This window comes from Azotobacter chroococcum (assembly GCF_004339665.1).
Taxonomy (GTDB): Bacteria; Pseudomonadota; Gammaproteobacteria; order Pseudomonadales; family Pseudomonadaceae; genus Azotobacter; species Azotobacter chroococcum.
The window spans coordinates 100,108-111,516 of the sequence record NZ_SMMU01000014.1 but is presented as its reverse complement, the minus strand read 5'-3'; the positions used below and the strand labels follow the sequence as shown (position 1 = coordinate 111,516).

Sequence of the window (11,409 nt, the reverse complement as noted above, 5' to 3'; positions counted from 1 at the left end):
GGAAACCAGCGACATCAGCTCGACCACCGTGGAAAACAGCAGCTCGCGTGGATACTGGCGTTGCCGGTGAGTCTCGAACACTTCGTCGATCCAGGCCGCCGGCATCGCCCGCTCCAGTGCCAGACGCGCCATGACGCTGGCCGGTGCCTGCTTCTCGAACCGCGCCAGAACCGCATCCCACATCGTCTTGTTCTCCCGATCGATTATCGGGGGAGTTTACGCAAACACCTTGAAAGGGCTGGTTATGAAAGCCCGAAGCGCGCTCATTTCACTTCTCGCAGTCTGTACCCTCATGGCCACCAACCATCCCGCCCAGGCTGCCGATATCACACCGAAATCACTGACCGATGTCGTCAAGCGCGAAGGCTGGGCCAGGGCCTGCCCGCAGATCCAGCCGAAGCTCGATGCGCTTCAGGAGCCCGGTGACTTCTCCGGCAACGACTGGCGCGACTATGTGACGCTCAAGGGCTGGTGCCTGGTGGAAACGCGCCGCGAAGCCGAAGCCATCGACTTCCTCGAGAACAAGCTGGCCCAGGGCCGGCGCGCACCCTGCCTGCTGGACATCCTCGGCACCAGCCTGTTTCGCAGCGGCCTGGACGCAGAGGCCATCGCCACCTTCGAGGAAGCGCTCGAAAACGATCTTCCCGCACACGACAGGCCGAACGTCTACAGCAAACTGGCGACTGCCTACATGCGACTGGCCGCCACCTCCTCTGGCGGACAGATGACCGACCCGAATGCCCTAGCCCAGGCCGAGCGCTATGCCAGACTGGCCCTGGAAGGCGACCAGGAGCCGGTGCCCGCGGTCTACAGCCAGCTCGCCCATGTGAAGATGGCCCAGCACAAGCACGACGAGGCGATCGAGCTGCTGAAGGTGGCGCTGGAGAAGAACGCCACCTACAAGGGCTGGCCCTCTCCCGGCCTGCGCAAGGCCATGGACGCGCAGTTCCTCATGGGCCTGGGCCAGGCCCATTACCTGAAAGGCGAAAGGGAACGCGGCCTGCTCCTGATGGATGTCGCACTGGACACGGCCCCCACCGAGCCGCAGAAAAGCGTGCTGAACACCATTCGCGACAACACCCTCAATCCGCGTCCCCTCGAGCAGTTGCCAAGGCCCTTGAGGCCCCTCGTTCCGCTCGACAAAGGCATCTGAGAGCCAGCCCTTTCAAAGGCTCGGCTGCTTGCCAGCAGGGCTGTGGAGCAGATTTATCTGCGATCATTGGCAAAACCAGAAGCATCGTGAACAAATTCGCTCCTACCAGAGCGCCATCGCCCCTACTTCCCGGGCTATCCCCCAATGGGGCAGTGCAAGCCCTTGAAAGGGCTGGCCTTCAGCGCCCTCTCCCATACCCGGGAGCCGGCCCTATATCTCCACCTGCGTGCCCAGCTCGATCACCCGGTTCACCGGCAGCTGAAAGTAACGCATGCTGCTGTTGGCGTTCTTCTGCAGGAAGGCGAACAGGGCCTCGCGCCAGTGGGCCATGCCGATGCGCCTGCTCAGGACCACGGTTTCCCGGCTGAGGAAATAGGTGGTGCGCATGGGGCTGAAGTCGAGATCCTCGAGATGGCTCAGGCGCAGGGCGCGGGGAATGTCCGGCTCGTCCATGAAGCCAAAGTGCAGCACCACGCGGTAGAAGCCCTCGCCGTAGCCGTCGACCTGGAAGCGCCGCTCCTCCGGCACCCGCGGCGTGTCCTCGGACACCACCGTGAGCAGCACCACCCGCTCGTGCAGCACCTGGTTGTGCAGCAGGTTGTGCAGCAGCGCATGGGGCACCACGTCCGTCCGTGCGGCAAGGAACACCGCGGTGCCCTGCACCCGGTACGGCGGTTGCAGGCGCACGCTGTCGATGAACGCCGGCAGCGGCAGAGCCGCTTCGCCCAAGCGCTCGAAGAGGGTTTCCTTGCCGCGCTTCCAGGTGTTCATCAGGGTGAACAGGCCGATCCCGGCGATCACCGGGAAGGCGCCGCCCTGGAAGATCTTCGGCACGTTGGCGGCGAAGAACAGGCTGTCGACCAGCAGGAAGCCGAGCAGCAGCGGGATCGCCAGCCAGCGCGGCATCTTCCACAGCAGCAGCATCACCGCCGCCACCAGCAGGGTGGTGATCAGCATGGTGCCGGTCACTGCCACGCCATAGGCCGAGGCCAGCGCCCCGGAGTTCTCGAAGCCGATCACCAGCAGCACCACGCCGACCATCAGCGCCCAGTTCACCGTGGCGATGTAGATCTGCCCCTCCTCGGCGCTGGAGGTGTGCTGGACCTGCATGCGCGGCACATAGCCGAGCTGGATCGCCTGGCGGGTCAGGGAGAAGGCCCCGGAAATCACCGCCTGGGAGGCGATGATGGTCGCCAGGGTGGCCAGGGCGATCATCGGCAGCAGCGCCCACTCCGGCGCCAGCAGGTAGAAAGGGTTGCGCGCCGCCTCCGGGTCCGCCAGCAGCAGCGCGCCCTGACCAAAGTAGTTGAGCAACAGCCCCGGCAGCACCAGCAGGAACCAGGCGCGGGCGATGGGCCGGCGGCCGAAGTGGCCCATGTCGGCATAGAGCGCCTCGGCGCCGGTCAGCGCCAGCACCACCGCGCCGAGAATCGCCACGCCGAGGCCCGGATGGGCGATGAAGAAGTTCGCCGCCCACCAGGGGTTCAGCGCCAGCAGCACCTCGGGCTGCTGCAGGATGCCGTACAGGCCGAGCAGGCCGAGCACGACGAACCAGGCCACCATCACCGGGCCGAAGAAGATGCCGATGCGCGCCGTGCCGTGGCGCTGGATCAGGAACAGGGCGACCAGCACCACGAGCGCCAGGGGGATCACCCACTGCTCCACCCCGGCGAAGGCGAGCTCCAGCCCCTCGACCGCCGACAGCACGGAGATCGCCGGAGTGATCATGCTGTCGCCATAGAACAGCGCGACGCCGAACAGGCCGAGCAGCACCAGGGTCCGGCTCAGGCGCGGATGGTCGGCGGTGGCGCGGCGGGCCAGGGCGGTCAGCGCCATCGCGCCGCCCTCGCCCTCGTTGTCGGCGCGCAGGATGAACAGCACGTACTTGATCGACACCACCCAGAGCAGCGACCAGAAGATCAGCGAGAGGATGCCGAGCACGCCGTCGTGGTTGACCTGCACCCCGTAATGGCCGGCGAAGACCTCCTTCAGGGTGTACAGGGGGCTGGTGCCGATGTCGCCGTAGACCACGCCGGTGGCGGCGACCAGCAGGCCCAGGCCGGACGAGGTCCGGGGTGGATGGCCCGACTGCAGGGCGAGTTCGCTCATGAATGCACTCCTGGAAAATGGCCGGCGGGGCCGGAACAGGGGAAGACCGCTCGTCTCATGGGGCATGCTCGCGCAGGCGGTAGCCGATGCCGGCCTCGGTGACGATGAAACGGGGATCGGCGGGGTCGTCGCCGAGCTTCTGGCGCAGGTGGCCGACCACCACCCGAAGGTAATGGCTGTCCTCGACATGGGTCGGTCCCCAGATGTCGCGGAGCAGCTGCTGCTGGGTGACGACCCGCCCCGGGTGGCGGGCGAGCGCGGCCAGCACGTCGTATTCCTTGCGGGTCAGGGCGATGTCCCGACCGCCGAGGCCGACCCGCCGGCCGTCCAGGTCCACCGTCAGCGGGCCGCACTGCACCGTGCCCGGCGACTGCCCGGGCGGAGACGTCCGGCGCAGCAGCACGCGCACCCGGGCGAGCAGCTCGCGGATGCTGAAGGGCTTGGTCACGTAGTCGTTGGCACCACCGTCCAGCGCCAGCACCTTCTCGCCGTCGCCGGCGCGCACCGAAAGCACCAGCACCGGCACCTGGGAGTCCCGGCGCAGCTCGACGAGCAGCTCCTGGCCATCCATGTCCGGCAGGCCGAGGTCGAGCACCAGCAGGTCGGGCCGCGCCTCGCGGGCCTGCGCCAGTCCCTCGCGGCCGCAGCCGGCCTCCAGCACCCGGTAGCCCTGGGCGACCAGGCTGATGCGCAGGAACTTGCGGATCTGCGCCTCGTCCTCGACCACCAGGATGCTCTGCTGGGCACCGTTCATGGCGCGGTCACCGGCTCGTATTCATGCTCGGCATCGCCCGGCGGCTGCAGCGGCAGCGGCAGGTGCAGGCTCAGGGTGGCGCCCTGCCCGTCCAGCCCCTCGCCCACCGTCACCCGCCCGCCGTGGGCGCCGAGGATGCCTTGGCAGATCGCCAGGCCCAGACCGGTGCCGGGGCCGCCGCGGTCGCCGCGGGCGACGGTGTAGAACATGTCGAAGATCTTCTCCCGCTCGGCCGGCGGAATGCCCGGCCCCTGGTCGCTCACCGACAGGCGCAGCTCGGCGCCGTCGCTCTCGACCGCCACCCGCAGCCGCCCGCCGGGGGGCGAGAAGCGCGCGGCGTTCTCCAACACGTTGACCAGCGCCTGCTCGATGAGTGCCGCATGCACATGCAGCAGCGGCAGCTCCTCCGGGATGCGGGTCTCCAGGACGAAGGGCGCCAGCAGCGGGCGCAGGCGCTGCAGGGAGCTGGCGACGATGTCCGCCGGTGCCACCCAGTCGCGCTCCAGCTTGAGACCGCCGTGGCCGAGGCGGGTCATGTCCAGCAGGTTCTGGATGTAGCGGTCCAGCCGCGCGGCCTCGTCGCGGGTGCTCTCCAGGAGCTCGCGGCGGTCCGCCGCGCCGATCTGCCCGTCCAGGGTCAGCAGGCTGTCGATGGCGCCGTGCATGACGGTGAGCGGCGTGCGCAGGTCGTGGGACACCGAGGCCAGCAGGGCGCTGCGCAGCTGCTCGGTTTCCCCGCGCAGGCGGGCGGCCTGCAGCTCCTCGGCCAGTTGGGCCCGCGCCAGGGCCTGGGCCAGTGGCTGGCAGAGGGCGACCAGCAGGCCGCGGCGGCTCGCCGGCAGCGGCCGGCGGTCCCTGGGCGCGATGCCGAGCAGGGCCAGCGGCCCCTCCTCGCCGGACAGCGGCCACCACCACCAGCGCCCGCCGGGCAGGGTGTCGGTGCCGAGGCCGGCCGGCAGCTCGTGCTGCCAGACCCACTCGGCGGCGGCCCGTTCGGCTTCGCCGAGGCCGCCCGCGACGCCCGCCTCGACCCGCAGCCCGCCGGCGCCATCGGAGCCGAGCAGGCAGACGTCGAGATCGCGCCAGGCGGCAAACTGCTCCACGGCCACCGCCAGCACCGCGCGGCGGTCGGTGGCGGCGCTCAGCTTGCGGGTCAGCTCGAGCAGCTCCGCGGTTTCCGCCTGGGTCTCGCGCAGCACCTGCATCTGCCGGCGCTGGCGGGTCGCCAGGTTGCCCGTCAGCATGGCCATGAAGAGGAAGAACGACAGGGTCAGCACATCCGCATGATGCTGCACGGTCAGCGAGAAGGTCGGCGAGACGAACAGCAGGTCGTAGGCGACGAAGGACAGCAGCGCGCAGCACAGCGCGGGGCCCAGGCCGCTGCGCACGGCGACCAGCAGGACGGCGACGAGGAACACCAGGGATATGTTCGGCAGCGCCAGCAGCCGGGAGATGCCCCAGGCCGCAAGGCTGGCCAGCAGCGTGGCGAGCAGCGCCAGGCCATAGTCGAACGGGCCGGCCGCGTGCTCGTGCGTGGCGAACGCCGGGGCGGCAGGCGCCTCCTCGGCGGCCAGCACATCGATCTCCAGGCCGCGTCCCTGGCGCAACAGGCGCTCCACCACGCCCCGACCGAACCAGCCGCGGCGCCGGCGGCCGACCAGCAGCACGCTGGCGCGGCGCTCCCGGACGTGGCGCAGCAGGGTGCTGGCGACCTCCTCGCCAAGCAGGCCGACCACCTCGCCGCCGAGGCGCTCGGCCAGCTGCCGGGCCGCCTGCAGCAGCCGGCGGGACTCCGCGCTGCGCGCGCGGCCGTCGTCCACGTGGACCAGGCTCCAGGGCAGCTGGCGGCGCCGTGCCACCCGGCTGGCATGGCGCACCAGCTGTTCGGCCTGCTCGTCGCCGTCCACCGCCACCAGCAGGCGGCCGAGCACCGCCGGTGCCGTGCGGCCGGAAGGCCGATAGCGGCGCTGCACCTCGCTGTCGGCGCGCCCGGCCACCACCTGCAGGGCCAGGGCGCGCAGCGCGGCCAGGGTGGTCAGATCGAAGACATGGTCCGGCAGCTCGGCCGGCAGGCAGTCGATCAGCAATACCTCATGGGCCTCCTCCAGCAGCCAGTCGGGCACCGTCTCGGTCACCGGCTGCCCGGTGAGGGCCTCGACCCGGTTCTTCAGGCTTTCCAGGTGCAACACATCGAGGGTGGTATGCACGTCGATGCCGGCGGCGAGCAGCTCCTGCACATCCTGCCAGCGCTGGGCATGGCGGCTGCCGGGCGGATTGGCGCCGGCCAGGCGGTCGATCAGCAGCAGGGCCGGCGGACGGGCCAGCAGCGCGTCGAGGTCCAGCTTGCCGGCCGCATCCCGGCCGCCCGGCAGCGCGGCGAGCCGCGCCTGCAGAGGCTCGGTGCGGCCGGCGCAGTCGAGGCTGCCGACCCGCAGGTCGATGCCCTGGCGCTGCAGCTCCGCGGCGGACTGGAGCATGGCGAAGGTCTTGCCCACGCCGGGCGCCGCGCCGAGATAGACCCTGAGCCGGCCGCGCCGGCTGCTGCGGAAGGGTTCCGGAGCCGTCCCGGCGGCCCGGGCGGCAAGATCGCCGGCTTCGTTCGTGGTGGGGGTCATAGGCAGGCAAGGGTAGATCGGATTGGCCGCCAGTATTGCCAGTCCGCCGGCGCCCTGCCGTAAAGAAGCCGTAAAAACCTTGGGAAAGCTCCGCTCAGCGCGCCAGCACAGTCCGCCGGCGCCGGCAGCGCTCCGAGCAGTAGCGCACCTGCACCTCGTCCCGGCAGCGCGCCCACTTCCGGCGCCAGGCGAGCGGCAGCTCCGCCTTATTCACAGTCCGTCCTCCGCCGCGAGCCGCGCCAGCAGATCTTCGCCGCGCCGCCAGAGCGCCTGCTGGCGGGTTTCCGGCATCCGCGCGAGGGTCCTGTAGACCATGCCCAGGCGCGGATTGGCCTCGAGCTGGCGGCGGTGACGCATGAGGAAGTGCCAGTACAGGGCGTTGAACGGACAGGCCTGCTCGCCGGTGCTCTCGCTGACCCGATAGGCACAGCTCGCGCAATAGTCGGACATGCGACGGATGTACTGGCCGCTGGCGCAGCAGGGCTTGGAGGCGAGGTAGCCGCCGTCGGCGTGCATCGCCAGGCCCAGGGTGTTGGGCAGCGCGGCCCAGTCGAAGGCGTCCAGGTACATCGCCAGATACCAGTCGCAGACCTGCCGCGGGACGATGCCGGCGAGCAGGGCGAAGTTGCCGGTGACCATCAGCCGCTGGATGTGGTGGGCGTAGGCGTGCTTGAGGGTCTGGCCGATGGTCTGGCGCAGGCAGTTCATCCGCGTCTGCCCGGTCCAGTAGAAGGCCGGCAGCGGCCGGCGGTTGCCGAAGGCGTTGCGCGTCGCGTAGTCGGGCATCTGCAGCCAGTAGATGCCGCGCACGTATTCGCGCCAGCCGATCAGCTGGCGGATGAAGCCTTCGGCGACGCCCAGCGACACCCGTCCCGAGCGGCAGGCCTCCTCGACGTCCGCGCAGAGCCGGCGCAGGTCGAGCAGGCCGAGGTTCAGCGCCGCGCCGATCCGCGCGTGGAACAGGAAGGGCTCGCCGCTGGCCATGGCGTCCTGGTAGTCGCCAAAGGCCGGCAGGGCGAAGTCGAGAAAGTGCTGCCAGAGCGCCTGGGCCTCGCCGTGGCTGACCGGATAGTCGAAGCCGTCGAGGACGCCGGGATGCCCGGCGAACTGGCTGCCGACCAGCGCCAGCACCTCGCGGGTGATGACGTCGGGGGCGAAGCGCACCGCCATCGGTGCCTCGACGCCGGCCGGCAGGGGCTTGCGGCCCTGCCCATCGTAGTTCCAGCCGCCGCCCAGCGGCGCGCCGTCGGCGTCCAGCAGCAGGCCGCTCTTGCGGCGCATCTCCCGGTAGAAGAACTCCATGCGCAGCGGCTGGCGGTCGACGGCCCAGCGGGCGAATTCGGCACGCCCGCAGAGAAAGCGCGTATCGGCATGCCAGACCAGCGGCAGGCCGCAGTGGCGCAGCGACTGCTCCAGGCGCCAGTCGCCGCACTCGGTGAGATGCACCTCGCCGGTCCTCAGCCGGTCGGCCCAGCGGACCAGCTCGCCGGGCAGCGAACCGCAGTTGTCCGGATCGTCGAGGGTCACGTAGTGCACGCGGAAGCCGCGCCGGCGCAGGGCCTCGGCGAAATGGCGCATGGCGCTGAAGATCAGCGCGATCTTCTTCGGGTGATAAGGCACACGAGTGACCTCTTCCCGCACCTCGGCGAGCAGCACGGCATCCTGGCGCGGATCGAGGCCACGCAGGGAGGCCAGCTCGAAGGACAGCTGGTCGCCCAGCACCAGGGCGAGGCGCCGCGCGGGCGGAGGCTGGTCAGTCATCGCTCATCCAGGCCGACTGCAGGGCGATCGGCACGCGCAGGGGCTGCTGGGGACCGTCGCTGAAGCCGCACATCTCCGAATGCACCACAGTGTGCAGCAGGTAGAAAGGCACGCTGGGCAGGCCCTGCAGCAGGTCGCGGGCATGCTCGACCGAGCGCAGATGCAGGGTGGTGCCGGCATCGTCCACCAGCAGGCGGCGCTGGCCGGCCTGATGCGCCTCCAGCAGATAGATGCCACCTTCCAGGGAGATCAGGTTGAGTTCATCGACCTGCCCGTTCCGGGCCTGGTCGAAAAGCTGCTGCATGTTCATCTGGACACCTCGCAAACTTATACAAGTCAGCTACAGAATATAGCCTTTGTACAAGTTTGCCCGGCCTTCCCGAAAGGCGATCCGGCAAGCGCCGGCGGCACGCAGGCATGCCGTCCATGGCCAGCCCTCCTCACAGGATCTGCGTCGGCACCTGGACAGAGACCGACCCCAGCTCCTGGCGCGCCTGACGCACTACGGCGACCCCCGCGCTGAGCGCCAGGGCGCCCATCAGCAACGCCACCAGGAGGTCCGGCCAGCCCGAGCCGGTGCCGAACACGCCGGCCGCGGCGATCATCACCGCCAGGTTGCCGATGGCGTCGTTGCGGCTGCACAGCCAGACCGAGCGCATGTTGGCGTCGCCGTCGCGGAAGGCGTAGAGCATCAGCGCCACGCCGGCATTGGCGAGCAGCGCCAGGCTGGCGACCACGCCCATGGTCAGCGGCTCGGGCGGTATGCCGGCGAAGGCGCTCCAGCCGGCCTTGGCCACCACGAAGATGCCGAATGCCGCCATGCTCAGGCCCTTGACCAGCGCCGCCCGCGACCGCCAGGCCAGGCCCATGGCCAGCACGGCGAGGGAGATGGCGTAGTTGGCGGCATCGCCGGCGAAGTCCACGGCATCGGCCAGCAGCGACACCGAGCCCGACTTGATCCCGGCGCCGATTTCCACGGCGAACATCGCCACGTTGATGAACAGGGCCACCCACAGGGCCCTGCGAAAGCGCGGGCCGGCCGTGGGCGTCGACGAGCAGGAAGTGCAGCAGGGCATGGCGGTTCTCCTCGGGAAATTTTCCGGCATTGCACACCCTGTAGTGACTCCAGGGTCAAGACGGCTACCATCGAGCCTGTGGAACCTATTCGTGGAGAAAACCCCATGCGCATCGGCGAACTGGCCAGGGCCACCGGCGTCGACACCGAAACCATCCGCTACTACGAGAAGGCCGGCCTGCTCCCCGCCCCTGCGCGCGGCAGCAACGGCTACCGCATCTACGGCACGGAGCACCTGGAGCGGCTGGCCTTTGTCCGCCACTGCCGGGCGCTGGACATTCCCCTCGCCGAAATCAGGTGCCTGCTGGAATTCCTGCTGCATCCGGAAACCGACTGCACCGACGTCGACCGGCTGATCGAAACGCAGCTGGAACGGGTGCGCGCGCGCCTTGCGAGCCTGCAGGCGCTGGAGCGCCAGCTGTCCGCCCTGCGCGGGCGCTGCGCCACCGGACGGCTGGCCGGCGACTGCGGCATCCTGCGCGAACTGCTCGCTGCCGCCCAGGAGGAGGTGCGCCCGGAGCGTCCCTGATCCGAAAAGACGGGGTCGTTATCCGTTGGTCATGAAAAGGCGTCAGGATCGCCTGTACAATTTCTCGATGAACAACCCCGCGCAAGAGGAAAACATGACGACCATTCATCTGGTTGGCGGCGAAAAAGGTGGCGTAGGCAAATCTGTCGTCGCCCGTCTGCTGGCCCAGTACATGATCGATCGCGACCTGCCTTTCATCGGCTTCGACACCGACAGATCCCATGGCGCGCTGCTGCGCTACTACGGCGACTACGCCTCGCCCACCATCATCGACAGCTACCAGAGCCTGGATGCTATCGTCGAGACCGCCACCGAGCTGCCGGAGCAGCGCATCCTGGTCGACCTCGCCGCGCAGACCCACCGGCCGCTCACCCAGTGGATGGAAGAGTCGGGCGTGCTGGAGCTGGCCGAAGAGCTGGGCATCGCCATCCGCTACTGGAACGTCATGGATTCGGGCAGGGATTCGGTGGATCTGCTGGAAAGGCTGCTCGAACAGTTCGGCTCCCGCCTCGACTACGTGCTGGTCCGCAACCAGCTGCGCGACAACGACTTCACGGCCCTGGAGAGCGCCGAGGTGCAGCAGCGCGCCGAGGATCTGAATGCCGCCGTCATCGACCTGAAGCGCCTGCACCCGCCGGTGATGAACAAGATCGACCGCAACGGCTACAGCTTCTGGGCGGCGCAGAACCGCGACACGGCCGGCCCCGACGCCCTGAGTCTGCTGGAACGGCAGCGGCTGAAGATCTGGCTGCAGCATGCCTACAAGGGGCTCGAGGCGGCGGAGGTCTGAGGCAGCGTCAGCCTTCAGCCGGCATACGCGGCCTTCCAGCGGTGTAGCAGGTCGTGCAGCTCTTCGTGCCGGCCCGGCCCGATGGCCTGCAGCTCGAAGTCGGCGAAGGCCTGCCCCAGTCCTTCCAGCTCGTCCGCGCCGAGCGCCTGCTCGGCCTGGGGGAAAAGCACGTCGTTCTCCTTGTCGATGTGCCGCTCGAGGAATACCGCATAGGCCTCGGCGGCCGCGGCGAACGCCTCGGCATCGAGGACCGGCGTGCTGGCCTGGCGCAGGGCACCGACCAGGGCGCGGCCCTGCTCGTGCTCGGCAGTCAGCTCGCCGACCAGTTCGCCCTGATGCGCGAGGTCGACCCGCTGCAGGGCCGGGAACAGCAGCCCCTCCTCCTTGCCGTGATGGCATTTGTCGACGAACTCCTGCAGGAAGCCGAGCAGCGCGGCGATGTCGTCGGCATCGGCATTGCCCTGCAGGGCCCGCTCGGCCATGCAGCGGAGAATCTTCAGGGTGGAAAGGATCGCGTCGTGCTCGTGGCGCAGCGCGTCGAGGGCCTGGCTCATGGGGGGCTCCTGGCGGTCTGGCAACATCGCCAGCCATCAGCCTAGTGCACCCCCTCCCCCAGCGCCGGG

At 69.4% G+C, this 11,409-nt stretch carries 11 protein-coding genes and 1 pseudogene; 3 read left to right on the top strand and 9 right to left on the bottom strand.

All coding sequences use genetic code 11. The features are described from left to right. Positions 1-132: pseudogene (locus EV691_RS13650) on the bottom strand (IS4 family transposase); the annotation flags it as partial. Positions 133-292: 160 nt separating this feature from the next. Between EV691_RS13650 and EV691_RS13645 the strand changes: the two are divergent. Next, positions 293-1,153, top strand: coding sequence for a tetratricopeptide repeat protein (locus EV691_RS13645; RefSeq protein ID WP_242672478.1), 861 nt, complete (start codon positions 293-295; stop codon positions 1,151-1,153). A 210-nt stretch (positions 1,154-1,363) separates the two neighbouring features. Here the strand turns inward: EV691_RS13645 and EV691_RS13640 are convergent, their stop codons facing one another. From EV691_RS13640 to EV691_RS13610, 7 genes are all read right to left on the bottom strand, one after another. Continuing rightward, positions 1,364-3,262 (bottom strand): potassium transporter Kup, encoded by a 1,899-nt coding sequence (locus EV691_RS13640; RefSeq protein WP_131297443.1) that lies wholly within the window; start codon positions 3,260-3,262, stop codon positions 1,364-1,366. A gap of 55 nt (positions 3,263-3,317) precedes the next feature. Continuing rightward, the gene (locus EV691_RS13635; RefSeq protein WP_131297442.1) at positions 3,318-4,016 is read right to left on the bottom strand and encodes a response regulator; all 699 of its coding nucleotides are present in this window, start codon (positions 4,014-4,016) and stop codon (positions 3,318-3,320) included. Further along, positions 4,013-6,631 carry an ATP-binding protein gene (locus tag EV691_RS13630; protein ID WP_131297441.1) on the bottom strand — a complete coding sequence of 873 codons (2,619 nt, stop codon included), beginning with the start codon at positions 6,629-6,631 and terminating at the stop codon, positions 4,013-4,015. The genes EV691_RS13635 and EV691_RS13630 overlap by 4 nt, the downstream gene beginning before the upstream one ends. Positions 6,632-6,725: 94 nt before the next feature. Then, the gene (locus EV691_RS13625) at positions 6,726-6,845 is read right to left on the bottom strand and encodes a DUF2256 domain-containing protein (protein WP_131297440.1); all 120 of its coding nucleotides are present in this window, start codon (positions 6,843-6,845) and stop codon (positions 6,726-6,728) included. Then, entirely contained in the window at positions 6,842-8,392 is a 1,551-nt protein-coding gene (locus EV691_RS13620; protein WP_131297439.1) for a cryptochrome/photolyase family protein, read from the bottom strand. The genes EV691_RS13625 and EV691_RS13620 overlap by 4 nt, the downstream gene beginning before the upstream one ends. Next, positions 8,385-8,702: a DUF6482 family protein gene (locus EV691_RS13615; protein ID WP_131297438.1), complete on the bottom strand. Its 318-nt coding sequence runs from the start codon at positions 8,700-8,702 to the stop codon at positions 8,385-8,387. Before EV691_RS13615 ends, EV691_RS13620 begins: the two co-directional genes overlap by 8 nt. A 130-nt stretch (positions 8,703-8,832) precedes the next feature. Further along, positions 8,833-9,468, bottom strand: coding sequence for a cation efflux transmembrane domain-containing protein (locus EV691_RS13610; RefSeq protein ID WP_131297437.1), 636 nt, complete (start codon positions 9,466-9,468; stop codon positions 8,833-8,835). A 105-nt stretch (positions 9,469-9,573) separates the two neighbouring features. On the opposite strand from EV691_RS13610, the gene cadR reads away from it, so the two are divergent. Both cadR and EV691_RS13600 read left to right on the top strand, forming a co-directional pair. Then, complete coding sequence (cadR, locus tag EV691_RS13605; protein ID WP_131297436.1) at positions 9,574-9,996, top strand: Cd(II)/Pb(II)-responsive transcriptional regulator; 423 nt, start codon at positions 9,574-9,576, stop codon at positions 9,994-9,996. Positions 9,997-10,090: 94 nt separating this feature from the next. Continuing rightward, entirely contained in the window at positions 10,091-10,786 is a 696-nt protein-coding gene (locus tag EV691_RS13600; RefSeq protein WP_131297435.1) for a P-loop NTPase family protein, read from the top strand. Between the two features lie 14 nt (positions 10,787-10,800). Here the strand turns inward: EV691_RS13600 and EV691_RS13595 are convergent, their stop codons facing one another. Then, on the bottom strand, positions 10,801-11,340 hold the full coding sequence (locus EV691_RS13595) for a hemerythrin domain-containing protein (RefSeq protein WP_165496516.1): 540 nt from the start codon (positions 11,338-11,340) through the stop codon (positions 10,801-10,803). Positions 11,341-11,409: the final 69 nt, after the last annotated feature.